Source organism: Azoarcus olearius (assembly GCF_001682385.1).
Taxonomy (GTDB): domain Bacteria; phylum Pseudomonadota; class Gammaproteobacteria; order Burkholderiales; family Rhodocyclaceae; genus Azoarcus; species Azoarcus olearius.
On the sequence record NZ_CP016210.1, the window covers coordinates 2,446,865 to 2,463,445 of the forward strand.

The following is a 16,581-nucleotide window of genomic DNA, read 5'->3' on the forward strand; positions in this document are numbered from 1 at the left end:
AAGCCGCCGGAGTTTAACACCATAGTGGTAGCGCGGAGCAAGTGCGGATTTGTACGACCGCCCCGGCCGAAAAAAAACGGCGGCCCGCAGGCCGCCGCTTCCTGGACGTTGCGACTGCTTACTGCTTGCCGTGCGAGGCCAGCTTCAGCCAGGTATCGACCACGGTATCCGGGTTGAGCGAAATGGTCTGGATGCCTTCGTCCATCAGCCACTCCGCGAAATCGGCATGGTCCGACGGGCCCTGGCCGCAGATTCCGACATACTTGCCCAGCCGGTTCGCGGTGGAGATGGCCATCGACAGCAGCAGCTTGACCGCGGGGTCGCGCTCGTCGAACGCGTGGGCGACGAGGCCCGAGTCGCGGTCGAGGCCGAGCGTGAGCTGGGTGAGGTCGTTGGACCCGATCGAGAAGCCGTCGAAGTGCTCGAGGAACTTGTCCGCCAGCAGCGCGTTGGACGGGATCTCGCACATCATGATCAGCTTGAGATCGTTCACGCCGCGCTTCAGGCCGTGCTCGGCGAGCAGGTCCACCACACCGGCCGCTTCTTCGACGTTGCGCACGAACGGAATCATGATCTGCACGTTGGTCAGACCGAGTTCGTTGCGCACCTTCTTCATGGCCGCGCATTCCAGCTCGAAACAGTCGCGGAAGCTGTGGGCGATGTAGCGCGACGCGCCGCGGAAACCGAGCATCGGGTTTTCTTCTTCCGGCTCGTAGATTTCGCCGCCGAGCAGCTTGCGGTACTCGTTCGACTTGAAGTCGGACATGCGGACGATGACCGGCTTCGGATAGAAGGCGGCGGCGATGGTGGCGACGCCTTCGGCCAGCTTCTCGATGAAGAACTGCTTGGGCGTGGCGTAGCCGCGCGAGCGGCGGGTGATTTCGTCACGCAGGCTGGCCGGCACTTGCGAGAGCTCGAGGATGGCCTTCGGGTGGATGCCGATCATGTTGTTGATGACGAACTCCAGCCGCGCGAGGCCGACGCCGCCGTTCGGAATCTGGGCGAACTCGAAGGCGAGTTCCGGATTGCCGACGTTCATCATGATCTTCACCGGGATTTCAGGCAGGTTGCCCATGTCGGTGGTGATCACTTCGAACTCCAGCTTGCCGCGATAGACGTAGCCGGTGTCGCCTTCGGCGCAGGACACGGTGACGGAATCGCCCTCTTCCAGCACCTCGGTGGCGTTGCCGCAGCCGACGATTGCCGGAATGCCGAGTTCGCGCGCGATGATCGCCGCGTGGCAGGTACGGCCGCCGCGGTTGGTGACGATGGCGCTGGCGCGCTTCATCACCGGCTCCCAGTTCGGGTCGGTCATGTCGGTGACGAGGATGTCGCCGGCCTGGACGCGGTTCATCTCGGAGGCGTCCTTGACCACGCGCACGGTGCCGGCGCCGATCTTCTGGCCGATGGCACGACCGTGGGTAAGGGCCTTGCCGTACTGCTTGAGGCGGTACTTCTCCATGACCAGGCCATTGCTCTGGCTCTTAACGGTTTCCGGGCGCGCCTGCAGGATGTACAGCTTGCCGTCCTGGCCGTCCTTGCCCCACTCGATGTCCATCGGGCGGCCGTAGTGCTTCTCGATGATGACCGCATAGCGGGCAAGTTCGAGCACGTCTTCGTCGGTCAGCGAGAAGCGGTTGCGGTCGGCTTCGGGCACGTCCACCGTACGCACCGACTTGCCGGCCACGGCCTTGTCCGCGAACACCATCTTGATCAGCTTGGAGCCCAGGTTGCGGCGGATGACCGCGGGCTTGTTCAGTGCCAGCGTGGGCTTGTGGACATAGAACTCGTCCGGGTTCACCGCGCCTTGCACGACGGTTTCGCCCAGACCGTAGGACGCGGTGATGAACACCACGTCGGAGAAGCCGGATTCGGTGTCGATGGTGAACATGACGCCCGAGGCACCGGTATCGGAGCGCACCATGCGCTGCACGCCGGCCGACAGGGCAACCTCGGCGTGGGCGAAGTTCTTGTGCACCCGGTAGGCGATGGCACGGTCGTTGTACAGCGACGCGAACACTTCCTTCATCGCGTGCAGGATGTTCTCGTAGCCGTGGATGTTCAGGAAGGTTTCCTGCTGGCCGGCGAAGGAGGCGTCCGGAAGGTCTTCGGCGGTAGCGGACGAACGCACCGCGAAGCTGCCCTCCCCTTCGGCGGTGATCTTTTCGTACGCGGCCTTGATGTCGGCTTCGAGCGCCGCGGGGAACGGGGTATCGACGATCCACTGGCGGATCTGCGCGCCGGTCTTCACCAGCGCATCCACGTCATCCACGTCGAGGGTATCGAGCGCGGCGTTGATCCGGTCGGCCAATCCGCCGTGCGCGAGGAACTCGCGATATGCAGCCGCGGTGGTGGCGAAACCACCGGGAACGCGGACGCTGGACGGCAGTTGGCTGATCATTTCGCCGAGCGAAGCATTCTTGCCGCCGACCTGATCGACATCGGTCATGCGCAGCTCGGTGAAGGGGATGACATAGCGGGTCATGGATGGCCTTCCGGAATGAACAAAGAAAAAGCAAAATGCGATTTTAACGAGAATCGGTGCTGCACCGCACGGCAGGGTTTGCCCCAATACCCGCCTTGAGGGTGCGCCGGACGGATCCCCAGACCCTCCCCCCTGACCGTCCAGCCCCGGAAAGCGACGATGAGCACACTTCCAATCCGCACTGTTTTCTTCATCTCGGACGGCACCGGCATTACCGCCGAAACGCTCGGGCACAGTCTTCTGGCGCAGTTCCCCGAGGCCCGTATCCGCCAGGTGCGCGCGCCCTTCATCGACGATCTCGACAAGGCCATCGACTGCGCCAACCAGATCCGCGAAGCAGCCCGCAACGACGGCGTCCGCCCCATCGTGTTCAGCACCCTGGTCAGCCCGGAAACCGTCGAAGCCCTGCACAAGGCAGACGCCCTGTTCCTCGATCTGTTCGATCGCTTCATCGGGCCGCTTGAAACCGAACTCGGCCAGCGCTCTACCCATACCGTCGGGCGCTTCCATGGCATCGCCGACAGCCTCGACTACAAGAATCGCATCGAGGCGATCAACTTTGCGATGGCGCACGACGACGGCGTCTCCTCGGACGGCGAACTCGCCGAGGCCGACGTGATCCTGGTCGGGGTCTCGCGCTCCGGCAAGACCCCGACGAGCCTCTATCTGGCGATGCAGTTCGGCGTAAAGGCGGCCAACTATCCTCTGATCCCCGAAGACTTCGAGCGCAACAAGCTGCCGGGGGAACTCCACAACTACCGCGGCAAGCTGTTCGGCCTCACGATCGCACCCGAACGCCTGTCGCAGATCCGTCAGGAACGACGCCCCAACAGCCGCTACGCCTCGCTCGACAACTGCAAGTACGAGATCGACGCCGCGCAGAAACTGATGCGGCGCGAGAACATCCGCTGGCTGGACTCCACGACCAAGTCCATCGAGGAAATCTCCGCCACCATCCTGCAGTCGGTGCGGCTCAATCGGCCCGGCTACTGAGCGGACTAGAATGAATCACCCCCGCTGCCGGGGGCGCCGGATGCACGGCGACACAACGGAATGAATTCGATGAAACGTACGCGCCTCAAGCGCCGCGGCGGCCTCGGCCGCGCGGCGGAAAACCTCGCGTGGCTCGCGACCGGCCTGTCGCAATCCGGCTCCCGTGCCGAGGACCAGTTCTGGGAACGTGAACTCACCGGCCTGATCGACGTGCAGCTTCAGCAGCACGACGAAGAGGTGCTCAACGCCGCGCTCGACCACCTGTTCAGCGGCGACACCGGCGGATACGACGAACTCGCCGACTTCATCGAGTCGCGCGCCGAATCGGCCTCCCGCCTTTCCGACAAGCACGACGTGCTGTTGATCGCCGCGCCTATCCTCGCCTGGTCGCGCTACCGCATCCCCACCGTGGCACTGCCCGCCGCGGTGCTTGCCAACCTGCGCGTTCACCTGCAGGCCCACGTGCTCGCCGGCAACGCCCGGCTGGCTCTCGCCGACTTCCTCTTCAGCCCCGACCAGTTGCCGCAGGGCTACTGCGCCACCGCCGAATTCGCCGCCCAGCTCGGCGCCGCCGCGCTCGAGAACCACGATCTTCATATCGAAACCGAAGGCATGCCCGAAACCGCGCAGTTCCTGTCGGATACGCGCTATCTCCTCGCTGCTGTCGCTGTGCCACGGGGCGAACCGATCTTCCGTTGGCAGGAGCGCGACAGCAGCCGCGACCAGGCGCTGACGCAGTGGCGCCTGCAAGGCGGCGCCTGCCTGGCTCCGCTGCTGCCGGGTTGCGCGGTGGACGTCGTGCTCCCGGAAGCCTATTTCGCTGCCAGCCGTGCCGCCGATACCGCCAGCCGCCCCTACTCCGTAAGAGCCTCGGTGGCTTTCCTGGGCACGGCGCTCGACACCCCCGCCACCAACCTGCGGGCGGTGATCGCGCCGTTCTGGGAAAGCCAGCTGGAGGAGTACCGCATCGGTTTCACGTTGCGCGAGCGCGACGACGTGATTCACGGTGTAGTGTGGCCGCTGCTCGGGGCCGAGGACGACCAGACCGACGTGATCTCGCAGATCGACGCCGTCCTGCGCGAATGCGGGGTCACCGACATCCGCGTGCTGGACCATCGTTTTCCGCTTGAGTACTGCGACGATTGCGGCGCGCCGCTCTACCCGGCACCGGACGGCGAAGTCGCCCACGCCGAGATGCCGGAAGAGCACGCCGAGCAGATGCCGCGTCACCTTCACTGACGACGACGCCGGACAGGAGAACCGCCATGAAGCGCAAGATCGAAAAGCCCGATGCCGAGTGGCGCCAGGCACTGACGCCCGAGCAGTACCACGTCACCCGCGAAAAGGGCACCGAGCGCGCGTTCACCGGCAAGTACTGGAACACCTGGACCAAAGGCGCCTACAACTGCGCGTGCTGCGGCGCTCCGCTGTTCGACGCAGCGCACAAGTTCGACGCCGGCTGCGGATGGCCGAGCTTCTGGACCGCGGCCGAACCGGAAAACGTTGAAACCGCTGAGGATTTCAGCCACTTCATGCACCGCACCGAGGTGCTGTGCCACCAATGCGGTGCACATCTCGGTCATGTGTTCGAAGACGGTCCCCAACCCACCGGACTGCGCTACTGCATCAACTCCGCCTCGATCGAACACGTCCCCGAAACGGACAGCGACACCGGGGCCTGATTGTCCTCAAGCTGACCGCCCGCCTGCCGTTACATCACGCAATGCAGTGCCCGCCGAGGCTGGCAAGACGGCGCAGCATTCCACAATCACAACGCGGAGACAGGCATGCAGTGGCTGGACAACCTGAGCCTACAAGCGAAACTCATCGTCAATTTCGCCGTTTCCGGCGGCGTCTTCGTCGTCGCCATCGTGGTCTGTCTGTGGCAGATCGACCGCATGAGCGCCGATACCGAGCACATCACGCGCAACTGGCTCCCGTCCATCGTCCAGGTGGAAAAGATGAGCCGGGAGCGTTTGCGCTATCGCGTGCGCAGCCTCGAATACCTGCTGCCCGGCACAGCGGAGGACCGGACAAAACTCGGCGCGTCGCTCGGATCGCTGGAGTCGAGCGTGACGCAGTCGATCGCCGACTACCGCCCCCTGGTCGCCTCGCCGGAAGAGCAGAAGTTGCTCGACGACGTGGCCCGCTTTGCCGAGCAGTACCGCCAGTCGGTGGCTAAGGCGGTGGCGTTGGTACAGGCGGGTGACGAAGAAGGTGCGCAAAACCTGCGACGGACTGAATGGGTGAAGGAAGCGGACCAGTTGCGCGACGCGCTTGCGGCCCTGACCAAGCTCAATGTGGAGGGCGCCGCCGCGGACGGCGCAAACGCGCAGGCAACCACCCGCGCCGCGAAAACCTACGGCATCGCAGCGCTCATCATCGGCGTCGTCGTCGCGGCCCTCACCTCGTGGCTGATGGCCCGGCGCATGGGGCTTCAACTGCGCTCGGTGGTGGATGCGGCGGGCAGGATTGCCAAGGGCGACCTGCGGACGCCCCTCCCCGCCGCGAGCCGCGACGAGGTCGGACAACTCGTGCGCGCAATGGCCAACATGCAGGACGCACTGCATTCCACCCTGAAACAGACCAGCGAGAACGCCAGCGAACTCTCGGCGACAGCGCGCGAACTCGGTGACGGCGTCGCCAGCATGCAGCGCAACGTCGCCCTGCAGGGCTCAGCCTCATCGTCGATCGCCGCCACGGTGGAAGAACTCACGGTGTCGATCAAGCATGTTTCCGAAAACACCGGTGACGCCAGCCGACTGGCCCAGGACTCCGACCGCCAGGCGCGTGAGGGACGTTCCACGGTGGACAAGCTGATCGAGGAGATCAACCGCGTCTCCGAAGTGGTCACCGTGGCATCACAACGAATCGGCGGACTGGAAAGCGCGTCGCAGAAGATTTCCAACATCGTCCAGGTCATCAAGGAGATTGCCGAGCAGACCAATCTGCTCGCCCTCAACGCCGCGATCGAGGCCGCCCGCGCAGGCGAGCACGGACGCGGCTTCGCCGTCGTCGCAGACGAGGTCCGCAAGCTGTCGGAGCGGACCTCTCACTCCACGGGCGAGATCACCGGCATGGTCAACGAAATCCAGGACTCGACCCGCCAGGCCGTTGCCGGCATCGACGAAGGGGTTGCGGCCGTGACGAACAGCGTGGGCCATGCGCGCCTCGCCGGCGAAACCATAGGCGCGCTGCAGGACATCGCACGGCGCGTCGCGGACCTGGTCGGCGAGGTCGACAACGCCCTGCGCGAGCAAGCCACCGCGTCGGCGGAGGTCGCCAAGCAGGTGGAGGAGATCAGCAGCCATGCGGCGGAGACCGAGTCCGCAACCGCGCAGGCGCTTCACTCCGCGCAAACGCTCAACAGTGTGGCAGGCAACATGGTCGAAACGGTCCGGCGTTTCCACCTGTAGCGCTCGGATACGCGCGGCTTACGTCCGCGAGTGGACAAAAAAAGGCCCGCTTTCGCGGGCCTTTTGCTTACGACGCTGATGCAGCGATCAGATGCGTTCCCAGATCGTGGTGATGCCCTGGCCACCGCCAATACACATCGTCGCCATGCCGTAACGGCCGCCCGTGCGCTGCAGTTCGTGCAGCAGCTTGGTGATGATGACCGCGCCGGTCGCGCCAACCGGGTGGCCGAGCGCGATGGCGCCGCCATTGGGGTTGGTCTTTGCCGGGTCGAGTTCCAGCCCCTTCGCCACGGTCAGGGACTGCGCGGCAAACGCCTCGTTGGATTCGATCAGGTCGATCTTGTCCAGCGTCAGGCCCGCGCGCTGCAGGGCCAGCTTGGACGACGGGATCGGGCCTTCGCCCATCAGGTCGTTGGGAACACCGGCGATTGCATAGGACACCAGGCGCGCCATCGGCTTGTGGCCAGCGGCGGAAGCCTTCGCGGCGTCGGCCAGCACCAGGAAAGCGGCCGCATCGTTGATGCCCGAGGCGTTGCCCGCGGTGACGCTGCCATCCTTCTTGAACGCCGGCTTCATCTTCGCGAGCGCTTCCATCGTGGTCGCGCGCGGATGCTCGTCGGTATCGAACACCACGGGCCCCTTGCGGGTTTCGAAGGTGATCGGAACGATCTGGCCCTTGAAGCGGCCGTCGGCGATGGCCTCGGCGGCGCGGCGCTGCGACTCGAGCGCGAAAGCGTCCTGCTCTTCGCGGCTGATGCCCCACTTGGCAGCCAGATTTTCAGCGGTAATGCCCATGTGGCCAACACCGAACGGATCGGTCAGCACCGCCACCATGGCGTCGATGGCCTTGGTGTCGCCCATGCGGGCGCCGTTGCGCAGCGCCGGCATCAGGTACGCACCGCGGGACATGACTTCGACCCCGCCGCCCACAGCGTAATCGGCGTCGCCGAGCAGAATGGCCTGGGCGGAGTTGACGATGGCCTGCTGCGCCGAGCCACACAGCCGGTTGACCGCGAAAGCGACCGACTCCATCGACATGCCGCCCTGGATGGTGGCGACACGCGCCACGTACGGATAGCGGGACTCCGTCGGGATGCAGTTACCCACGGTAGCGAACGTGACCTGCTTCGGATCGACGCCGGCGCGCGAGATCGCTTCCTTGACCACGACGCCGCCGAGTTCGGCCGGCTCCATGTCCTTGAGCGAACCGCCAAAGCCGCCAACAGCCGAGCGCACCGCGCTCAAAACCACAACTTCACGACTTGCCATCTGCACTCCCTCCTTGAGAATCAACGGCCTACCCAGCCGGCAACGCCGAGCAGGGCAAGCATCAGCAGACACACCACGAGGGCCCGCCAAACGAGCCCGACAGTGCTTTGCATGTAGTCGGCATCGGCCTCATCCCCGATGCCCATTTCGGGCCGTTCTACGATCTCGCCCGATTCGTGGACCGGCATGCCGAGCTTGACGCCCAGCGCCCCGGCACCACTTGCAATGAGTATAGCCGACGCCTTGTCGGGCCAAAGCATGGCCTGGGTGCGCCAGCAATACACTGCATCCTCGAAGTCGCCGACGACAGAAAATGAAGCAGCCGTCAGGCGGGCCGGCAGCCAGTCGATGACCTCGAAGGCCCGGCTGGCAAAGCGGCCGAAATCCCCGAACTCGATGTCCGCGCGTTGCCCCCACTCGTCGGCAAAGAACCGCGCCAACCGGTACATGACCGCGCCGCTCGGCCCCGGCAGCACGATGAACCAGAACGCGACCCCGAAGACATTGCGATGCGCGGCGACGAGTGCCTGTTCGATCGCGAGCCGCGCGACTTCACTGGAGCTCGCCTCGTGATACTGCCCGCCGCGCCACTCCGCCAGCAGCGCGCGCGCGCGGTCGAGTTCGCCCATCCTCAGCGCGAGGTGGATATCGGTAAAGAAATGGCTTTCCTGCCGGAACCCCAGCGTGAGGTACAGCACCGCGACGTTGAATGCGAAGGCGAGCAGCGGATGCAGATGCCACAACAGGAAATAAGCCACCGCGCTGCCCAGCGAGGCGAGCAGCACGATAAGCCACCACACTGCCTTGCCGTGACGGGCCTGACCGTCGTTGAAGCGCTCGATAAGCAGTGCCGAAAGGCGGCGCAAGGGCAACTGGACCACCTGCTGGACCGGAAGCGGGCGGACCTGCTCGATGAGCAGTGCAAAGATCAGCGAAAAGAGGGTCATTCGGAACGAAGGCGAGGAGGCGCAGATGACGATTCGGTGCTGCCCGGCAGCATTGCCCCGAAGATACCACAAAGGTGCCGACGCCCGAGCGGGCGCCGCTATGCTCAGAGATCCTGCAACAGTTCGTACAGCGAGCGCAGCATTCCGGCGGTCGCGCCCCAGATGTAGTAGTCGCCGTAGGGCATGGCATAGAAGCGCCGGGTTCGCCCTTCGACCTCCATGCTGTGACGCTGGTGGTTGAGCGGATCGAGGAAGTGCGCCAGCGGGACCTCGAACACCTCGGCCACCTCGAAGGCGTCGAGCGTCAGTTCGAACGGCGGACGGACCAGTCCCACCATGGGAGTCACCCGAAATCCGGTGCCGGTGTAGTAGTCGGGCAAGCTGCCAAGCAATTCGACATGCCGCCTGTCGAGGCCGATTTCCTCCTCGGTTTCACGCAAGGCGGTGTCCTGCGGCCCGGCATCACCGGCCTCCACCCGTCCGCCAGGAAAGCTGATCTGCCCCGGGTGATGATGCAGGTGGTCGGTACGGCGGGTCAGCAGAACGGACAGCACGTCCTCGCGCTCGACCAGCGGCACCAACACCGCCGCGGGTCGCGGCGGACGGCCGGCGACGGACTGCGCGGCAAGCTCGGGCCAATCTCCACCGGACGAGCCGTGCGTGTGTTCCCGCTGCCTGGCGAGGCGTTGTCTCAACTGTTCCGCAAACCCGACATCTGGCTTGATCACGGTCGTTTCCGGCTCTCTCGATGAATCGGAGGTCAAAGCGATGCGGCCCTGCCCGGATACAGGACAGAGCCGCCGTGAAGAAGGTCGTGCGGCCGGCTGGCCGCGCCTTCAGCTACTGATTCAGTCGACCACCTTGTAGCGGTAGACCTTCTTGCGGTCCTTCTTGATCGGGATCTTCGGCTTGGAGCCTTCGAGCGGCGAACCGCCGGCGCTGTCGGGCTTTCCGCCAATGATAAACGGCACAGCCTTGCCATCCACTTCCACGATGCCGGTAACCGGGCTGGGCGGGATGCCGCCGCCGACGAATTCCGATGAACGATTCACCACGGTTTCGTCAGGGTCGCAGGTCGCCCCGCCATGCAGGAAGCACGCTGCGTAGCCTCGCGCCGTTCCCATGTTCGAGCACGCTTCTTCGCTCGCCTTCGTCGCCTGGAAGGTGGAGAAGTTGACCAGGCCGCCCACCGTAGCGGGGGTGGTCACCACCTGTTCGTTGGGCCCCGCAGTCGTCCGTGCATCGAGGTCGATGACCCAGCCGCGCGGGCGCAGCAGAGGATCGTTGAAGAGCGTGGCGTATTCGCTCGTCAAGCTCGTGTTGGTGGTGTCGAGCAGATGACAACCGGTCGCAACCGTCGCATCGTCCGGCGTATCGCAAGGAGTGCGGTCATCGATGGTGGTCCATGCATTCCCGGTCAGCGCGAAGTTGTCCCACAAGCCGTAGAACCGGTTGCGCAAGGTCGCGGTGCCGGACGTGCGCAGCGGCTTTTCGCGGTCACCCGACCCGATCAGCACGATGTTGTAGTTGCCGAACTGGACTACGTCAGGCGCGTACATGAACTTGCGGTTGTTGGAAGACTTGGAACTCCAGTCCCCGAGTTGGGCGAGATGGGTGACCGACCACGAGGCAGCGGCAAGACCGGTGTTGTAAGCGCCGGGGGACGACGTGTTGATCCGCCAGACGTTGCCCGAGGTATCGGCGGCGTAGATCACGTCGGTAAAGCCGTCGCGATTGACGTCAACCGGAACGAGGTCGGCCACCACGCGGCCCGCGCTGGTGCCCAGGTCGATGTAGCGGACCAGCGCCCCGGTCGTGGCATTGACGACGAAGATGCCGCGCCCCTTCGACGTGGTGGTGCAATTGCGAAGCGCCGTGGTGGTCTCAGAGTCTTCGCAGGTGTCGTAGCCGCCCCCGAAGATGGTGAACAGATCGGTCTGGCCCCGCACCCGGATCACCCGCGGCGCGGACCAGGTCTGGCCAAGCTGATCCGAACTGGTGCCCACGCAGGCCGGGCTGGCGGCGTTGGTGTAGTCGCAGCCGAAACGCCACATCGGTGTCGGTGCGGACGTCCCCGGGTAGGTCGTGGCGTTGAACGCGTAGATCATGTTGCCGCCGCGACGCATGGACGGGTACAGGTAAGTCACGGTGCTTCCTGTGCCGTCGCCACTGGATGGACCAACGTAGGCACCGATCGCGCCATCGAAGAAATAGTCCTTGGGTGTGGCGGTACTCAAAAGGTTGCCGGCGTATTTTACTGGCGGGTCATTTGCCCTCAGACGCGTGAGCTTGCTCTCGAACTCCGGCGCCATGAACGCCCACAGCTCGCTGCCACCGCCGGTCTTGTTACCGTTGATGGCACGGAACAGGCCGTCGTTTGCGCCGTAGAAGACCACGACGTTCTCACCGCCGTTTCCGTCGGAATAGCTGAGGGCGAGCGGGCGCGAATGCACAACGTCACCATGCACCGTCGGCCGCACTACGCTCGCACCCTTGCCGTAGTCCGTCAGTTCCAGCACCTCATCACCGAGCACGTACTCACCGACGTTGTCGCCGCGGATCCACTTCTTCTGATCGCTTGTCCCGACCGAGAACGCTGTGGCGCTCGTGCAGTTAGCAGGGGCTGCAGCGCAGGTGGCAATCGCCCTGTTCGAGACAGAGGCAATGGAACGGATGCGTTGCGCCACCCCACCCTTCTCGACGATCTTTCCATCCGGCCTGTCCGAATAGATCGAATAATTGTTTGCAGTTGTCGTACAGGCACTGGCGGGGGTGTTCGTTACCGATTGCCAATAGGTGCCGGAATCGGTGGTCCAGAAGCTTCGGGCGCAATCGAGCAGGAAGCCGGTTTCGGCGTTGTCGATCGCAGGCTCACCATCTGCGTCCGCCATGTACAGGGTTTGCGCCGATCCGGAGCCGCTCAACGCAAACTGATACTGCTTGAGATTGCCCGCCCAGCGGGGCAGCGAATTGCCGTCCGGGCGGAACATCCCGATGTAGATCTGGTTGAGGTAGGTGCCCTGCGAATTCACCGAGATCGGCAGCGAGGCGGATGCAAAGGCGCTATTGACCGCGGCGATCTGTGTGAAGATGCGTTTGAACGCTTCGACCAGGGCTTTGAGGTCGCCACCCACAGTGAAAGCGCCATTGCGGCCCGTCCCACCGTTCCGCGCAATGCTGTCGAGCAGAGCTGCCTGTGCAGCATCCGGTTGCGAGTTGTAGACGTTGATCGCGAAGGTATTGACCGGCTGGAATCCGGAAACTGAACTGACATCGGTACGTGCAAGGAAAGCCGCCCATTCGTCTGCCATGCGGATGCTTGACTTCTGCGCGACCGAATAAAGCTGGCTCGGAGCAAGACCGATATAGCTCATCACCGTATTGGTGGCAGGGTTTGCATTCTGGTCCGTCCCCCATTCCTGGTTGGGAAACTTGTTCCCCACCATCACCAGATAATTGCGGCCACACTGTCCCTCGGCGATAGGACTCTTGTAAGTCGTTTTCGACGCTGTCGTAAACGCGTTGACGTCCTCGTAGCTAATGGGCTTGGAGTATCGGATCGGACCAAAACCCTTCGCCTTTGGATCCGCCCCCCCAACGGTCGCTTCGATACCGTTCGTGTTCGCGTAACCGCCAAAGTACTTGAACACCTCGAACAGCGCAGCGCCGTACTCCAGCGACGACGCAGCCTTGAACGCGGGATTGGTGATGTCGTTGTAGATGGTGTCAAGGTCGGCGATGAAATCCGCACAAGTCGATGTCGTCGCGGGGGGCACCGCGGTCATCGAAAGCGGACGCACCGCGCGGCGGATATAGCCCGTGACCACCGAATTGCTGTCTACGGTGCCCGCGTCGTTAGCGACCATCAAGCCCAGATTGACGTTCTGGAGCGCCGGATTGCTCGTGCAGATCAGCTCCTGCAACACGAGCTTCAGCGCCCTCGCCTCCACCTGACCTTGTTTGAGACTGCTGTTGGTGGAGAAAACGGTGTTGACGTAGCCCTGGCAGACGGTGTCCGTGCCGCATTTGGCGAGCACGGTCGCCTTGTCCCAGGCCTGATTGTTCGCCGCCCAGTTGGACGAGTTATCCAGATAAAGCAATACGTTCGGCGCCGAGCTGCTCGTGCTGCCGGTGGTGTAGATGTCGATATCCTCGGCCCGGCCAAGTGGCGGGAGTGCAAGCAGCATGGCCATCCAGAGGAGGCGCTTGTTGACGTTTTTCATGCTTTCCTCGCTCAGTCTTCGTCGCATGCGTCTTCGGCTTCAGCGAAGTCGATCTTCACTTCGATGCCCTGGTTTATCGTTGTTCTGACACCGCTGTCGCCAGCGCTGGCAGTAGCGCCCATTTCCCACAATGAGGTCGCGCACAGCGAGTTGTCATTCATTGCGGCAGCCGAAACGATCGTCACACCCGAGCCGGACCCACCGCCAAAGCACGCCAGATTTTCCGTACTCACGGCGTTGGTCGTCGGATTGACGAGCTCGCTTTTTTTCAGATAGCGATAGCGGATGCAACGAGGGGCCGTCAGCGCCACTGAATAATTTGCCGTACTCGTGCCACCTACCACCGTGGTCGAGGGCGCCGCCATGGTGACGGTCGACGCGGTTGCTCCAATGAACTCAGCGCTATTGAGTTCCACGTCGAGCTGGTAATTGGCAACCGATTCGGCTTCCGTCACTGCCTGCTCATTAGTGGCGATCCGAAGGTTGGTGGACACCAGCCTGGCCGCAGCAAGCGCGAGCAACGTAATAAGGACCAGCATCACCAGGCCGACCAGCAGTACTGCGCCGCCTTGGTTGCGAATATGAAGGGGACGTTTATCCATCACGCACCCCTCCGGCCCGCGGGCGTGGTGAATTCGACGTAAGTGGAGAACACGTGGCGCTTGTATTCGTCGTTGAAAGGCCCGGACGTTTTGGCACCGAGGGTGTAGGTCTTCTCATCCTTGTAGCCACGCGTGGTTTCGGGCGCGCGGGCCAGTATCCAAACCTTCACCCCCATGACATCCGCCCATTCCGCGGCCGAAGACGGCGCATCGCGGAACTCGTCGGGTGCCCCGTCGCCATTGGTATCCACGCCGAATTCGAACTGGATGTCCTCGATACCTTCCACCAGCACTTCCACGTTGTCGGCAGACGGCTCGACCCCAGGCTGGACGGTGAGGACGTTCAGCGTTGCGTTCTCACTGACGTAAAAAATCTTTCTGAGGAAGGGGCGAATCGGCCCTCGGTCCGAGGTGTCGCAGTTCTTCGCCTGACGCAGGAAGGGCCCCGGGTTGGCCCCCGTTCCACGCTGGGCGAGAACGAAGTAGTTTCCGCCGTCGAGATCTTCCTGACAAAGTGCCGTCTGAAAGTACGCCAGGTTGGCCGCGAAGTTGGCGACTGCCGTATTGCAGGGGCCGTCGATGGTGCAACAGGTGGTGCACTGCGTCGAGGCGCGCTGAACGAATATGGCACCCGTTGCCCCTTCGCTATTGACGCCCGTCCCCAGACTCGTGAGGCAAGAGAACGCGGCCGCTGCTGCAGCGTTATTGCTGCCAGTCACGGCCAACTCGAGAGCGTCGTCCCAATTAGCCAAGGTTTCATCGCAGGGCGAAAGGTCGGCGATCCCGGACGGCGAGGTGAATTCTCCCAGGAACCCGGCGACCTGGAGTTCGTCCCGCAGCAGTCGAATCGCGTACCGGCCATTTTCGAGTTGCTGCACGACATTGTCGATTTCCCGTCGCGTCTGGGTATTGGTGATGAACAGGGTGGACATCGCGCCCAGCACGATGAGCCCCAGGACCATCGCAATCAGAAGTTCGACCAGCGTGATACCGGCCTGAAGGGACCGGACGGATCGGGCGTTATTCATCGCGCACTCATCCCGTAATGTCGGGCACAAGAATACGGGTAGCGAAACTGCGCCGGAGACCTGCACCGAACTCCACATCGCTGGCGCACAAGGCTCCAGGCGTGTCATCGGGCGGATCGGCCGTCGGCGTCAGCCCCTGCCATACGCCGACAACGAAAAACTCCTGCAACGCGCCGGGCACCTCCGCATCGACAGCGAGAATGCAGCCTCGCATACCAATCGGCGCCGCAATGGAAACCCCGGCGTCGGTCGTTTCCGCCCCCCCGCGCATTGCCTCGCTCCATTCACAGATTTCAAGCAAGGCGCCGGTTGCGTCGTCGCAATCCGTTGCATCGCCCGTGCCATATACCGTGGGGGCGCTGGAAGCGCCGGCATAGGTTACGTAGTCGGCCATGTGGCCGCGGCCGGCTGCGATGCGGGAGGTCATGTCCTGCACAAAGGCCACAGCCATGGCTCGCTGATAAGCCTCCATCTCGGCCGACTGTGACTTCATCTGCAAGCCCGCAACACCCAGCAGACCCACGACGAGAATCACGATCGTCACCATGACTTCGATCATGCCGACGCCGGCCTGCCCTCGGCCACGCCGGTGGAAACAGCTGCCGGTCATGGGCACGCTCCATTGATCACTTTCGGCTTCCCGGAAGCCTCGATCTGAATGCAACGCGTGTTGCCACTGTCCGTGCGCGAAATTTCGATCTCGACCGCACTCGCGAGACGCCCCAGTCGATTGAAGGAGATGTCCGCATCGGACGGCGAAAAGCTGACGTTGTCGAAGGCGGCCTGCTCTCGCAATGTGGTGCCGGAGCTGGTCACCTCGATGGTCCATCCACTCGCGAAGCCAATGGTATTGAACGCCACGCTTTCGCCGCGCTTGATGGCCTCGCTACGGGCGAAGATGAGCGACTCGTACAGCTCGCTGGCGGCATTCTTGACGCGCTGCCCCGCCATCATGGTTTGAACTGCGGGAACAGCGAAACCGAGGATGATGCCGACGAGGGCCACCACCACCACCATTTCGACTAAGGAAAAACCGCCGACTTTCCGCAACGGGAACCGGGCATAGCGGGCTGTCCCCGGCGGACGGCGCGGCATGCGGGCGGCGGCCATGCTTACCACCGCCCCGTGGTTGCACCGGTTGTGCTGATGGACAGGTCGCCGTCCACGGCCTGACTTCCGATAGCGACCGCGGTAACCGTCACTGCGGGGGGGGAGGCATCCACGTCGAACGGATCAGTGATCGTGTAGTTCTTACTGACATCGTCCGGCACGGTCATTCCCAGCGTACTCAGGTCATCAGCATAGCCCCGGGTGTCGAGCAAATACTGCTGCTGCCGCTGCATGACCTCGGTGAGAAAGGACTTCGCCGCCGCACGGTTGGTCTTGCGGATGTATTCCTGATAGTTCGGCCACGCAATACTCGCCAGGAGGCCGATGATCGCAACAACGATCATCAGTTCGATCAACGAAAAACCGCCCCGGCGACGGGCGAGCGCGTGCGGACGCGGTACGAAGGACATGGTCATGACGAAATCCTGTCTGGTCACGATGAATGATTGCTAAGCGCCACGGAGGCCGCCAGCCAGGCGGGACGAACGGCACAGGGCGCGGGACCGAA

The 16,581-nt window shown here is 63.5% G+C and carries 14 protein-coding genes; 4 read left to right on the plus strand and 10 right to left on the minus strand.

Annotated elements, in window-relative coordinates; all coding sequences use genetic code 11:
• Window positions 1–118 precede the first annotated feature (118 nt).
• Entirely contained in the window at window positions 119–2,485 is a 2,367-nt protein-coding gene (gene ppsA / locus dqs_RS11305; RefSeq protein WP_065340526.1) for a phosphoenolpyruvate synthase, read from the minus strand.
• 159 nt (window positions 2,486–2,644) lie between these two features.
• On the opposite strand from ppsA, the gene ppsR reads away from it, so the two are divergent.
• The 4 genes from ppsR (at window position 2,645) to dqs_RS11325 (ending at window position 6,894) form a co-directional block, all read left to right on the plus strand.
• Window positions 2,645–3,478, plus strand: coding sequence for a posphoenolpyruvate synthetase regulatory kinase/phosphorylase PpsR (gene ppsR, locus dqs_RS11310; RefSeq protein ID WP_011765899.1), 834 nt, complete (start codon window positions 2,645–2,647; stop codon window positions 3,476–3,478).
• 69 nt (window positions 3,479–3,547) lie between these two features.
• Window positions 3,548–4,717 (plus strand): DUF2863 family protein, encoded by a 1,170-nt coding sequence (locus dqs_RS11315; protein ID WP_065341711.1) that lies wholly within the window; start codon window positions 3,548–3,550, stop codon window positions 4,715–4,717.
• A gap of 26 nt (window positions 4,718–4,743) precedes the next feature.
• A complete protein-coding gene (msrB, locus tag dqs_RS11320; protein ID WP_065340527.1) occupies window positions 4,744–5,160 on the plus strand; it encodes a peptide-methionine (R)-S-oxide reductase MsrB in 417 nt (138 codons plus the stop codon).
• Between the two features lie 105 nt (window positions 5,161–5,265).
• Window positions 5,266–6,894, plus strand: coding sequence for a HAMP domain-containing methyl-accepting chemotaxis protein (locus dqs_RS11325; protein WP_011765902.1), 1,629 nt, complete (start codon window positions 5,266–5,268; stop codon window positions 6,892–6,894).
• Window positions 6,895–6,981: 87 nt separating this feature from the next.
• Here dqs_RS11325 and dqs_RS11330 read toward each other — a convergent pair whose 3' ends face one another.
• The 9 genes from dqs_RS11330 to dqs_RS11370 all read right to left on the minus strand — a co-directional run bounded on the left by dqs_RS11330 (window position 6,982) and on the right by dqs_RS11370 (window position 16,489).
• Window positions 6,982–8,163 (minus strand): acetyl-CoA C-acyltransferase family protein, encoded by a 1,182-nt coding sequence (locus dqs_RS11330; RefSeq protein WP_011765903.1) that lies wholly within the window; start codon window positions 8,161–8,163, stop codon window positions 6,982–6,984.
• Between the two features lie 20 nt (window positions 8,164–8,183).
• Entirely contained in the window at window positions 8,184–9,110 is a 927-nt protein-coding gene (locus tag dqs_RS11335) for a CobD/CbiB family protein (RefSeq protein WP_065340528.1), read from the minus strand.
• 104 nt (window positions 9,111–9,214) lie between these two features.
• A complete protein-coding gene (locus dqs_RS11340) occupies window positions 9,215–9,838 on the minus strand; it encodes a CoA pyrophosphatase (RefSeq protein ID WP_418202056.1) in 624 nt (207 codons plus the stop codon).
• Between the two features lie 120 nt (window positions 9,839–9,958).
• Window positions 9,959–13,333 (minus strand): pilus assembly protein, encoded by a 3,375-nt coding sequence (locus dqs_RS11345; RefSeq protein ID WP_065340530.1) that lies wholly within the window; start codon window positions 13,331–13,333, stop codon window positions 9,959–9,961.
• Between the two features lie 11 nt (window positions 13,334–13,344).
• Complete coding sequence (locus dqs_RS11350; protein ID WP_065340531.1) at window positions 13,345–13,935, minus strand: hypothetical protein; 591 nt, start codon at window positions 13,933–13,935, stop codon at window positions 13,345–13,347.
• Window positions 13,935–14,963, minus strand: a complete 1,029-nt coding sequence (locus tag dqs_RS11355; protein WP_065340532.1) for a PilW family protein — start codon at window positions 14,961–14,963, stop codon at window positions 13,935–13,937. Before dqs_RS11355 ends, dqs_RS11350 begins: the two co-directional genes overlap by 1 nt.
• A gap of 7 nt (window positions 14,964–14,970) precedes the next feature.
• Entirely contained in the window at window positions 14,971–15,522 is a 552-nt protein-coding gene (locus tag dqs_RS11360; RefSeq protein ID WP_065341712.1) for a type IV pilus modification PilV family protein, read from the minus strand.
• A gap of 47 nt (window positions 15,523–15,569) precedes the next feature.
• Window positions 15,570–16,073: a GspH/FimT family pseudopilin gene (locus dqs_RS11365; RefSeq protein ID WP_084018449.1), complete on the minus strand. Its 504-nt coding sequence runs from the start codon at window positions 16,071–16,073 to the stop codon at window positions 15,570–15,572.
• A gap of 2 nt (window positions 16,074–16,075) precedes the next feature.
• Window positions 16,076–16,489, minus strand: coding sequence for a type IV pilin protein (locus tag dqs_RS11370; RefSeq protein ID WP_084018452.1), 414 nt, complete (start codon window positions 16,487–16,489; stop codon window positions 16,076–16,078).
• Window positions 16,490–16,581: the final 92 nt, after the last annotated feature.

What these genes read in the sequence shown, in the direction of transcription:
- ppsA (WP_065340526.1), bottom strand. Translation starts at nt 2,485, where the DNA reads ATGACCCGCTATGTCATCCCCTTCACCGAGCTGCGCATGACCGATGTC.
- ppsR (WP_011765899.1), top strand. Translation starts at nt 2,645, where the DNA reads ATGAGCACACTTCCAATCCGCACTGTTTTCTTCATCTCGGACGGCACC.
- dqs_RS11315 (WP_065341711.1), top strand. Translation starts at nt 3,548, where the DNA reads ATGAAACGTACGCGCCTCAAGCGCCGCGGCGGCCTCGGCCGCGCGGCG.
- msrB (WP_065340527.1), top strand. Translation starts at nt 4,744, where the DNA reads ATGAAGCGCAAGATCGAAAAGCCCGATGCCGAGTGGCGCCAGGCACTG.
- dqs_RS11325 (WP_011765902.1), top strand. Translation starts at nt 5,266, where the DNA reads ATGCAGTGGCTGGACAACCTGAGCCTACAAGCGAAACTCATCGTCAAT.
- dqs_RS11330 (WP_011765903.1), bottom strand. Translation starts at nt 8,163, where the DNA reads ATGGCAAGTCGTGAAGTTGTGGTTTTGAGCGCGGTGCGCTCGGCTGTT.
- dqs_RS11335 (WP_065340528.1), bottom strand. Translation starts at nt 9,110, where the DNA reads ATGACCCTCTTTTCGCTGATCTTTGCACTGCTCATCGAGCAGGTCCGC.
- dqs_RS11345 (WP_065340530.1), bottom strand. Translation starts at nt 13,333, where the DNA reads ATGAAAAACGTCAACAAGCGCCTCCTCTGGATGGCCATGCTGCTTGCA.
- dqs_RS11350 (WP_065340531.1), bottom strand. Translation starts at nt 13,935, where the DNA reads ATGGATAAACGTCCCCTTCATATTCGCAACCAAGGCGGCGCAGTACTG.
- dqs_RS11355 (WP_065340532.1), bottom strand. Translation starts at nt 14,963, where the DNA reads ATGAATAACGCCCGATCCGTCCGGTCCCTTCAGGCCGGTATCACGCTG.
- dqs_RS11360 (WP_065341712.1), bottom strand. Translation starts at nt 15,522, where the DNA reads ATGATCGAAGTCATGGTGACGATCGTGATTCTCGTCGTGGGTCTGCTG.
- dqs_RS11365 (WP_084018449.1), bottom strand. Translation starts at nt 16,073, where the DNA reads ATGGCCGCCGCCCGCATGCCGCGCCGTCCGCCGGGGACAGCCCGCTAT.
- dqs_RS11370 (WP_084018452.1), bottom strand. Translation starts at nt 16,489, where the DNA reads ATGACCATGTCCTTCGTACCGCGTCCGCACGCGCTCGCCCGTCGCCGG.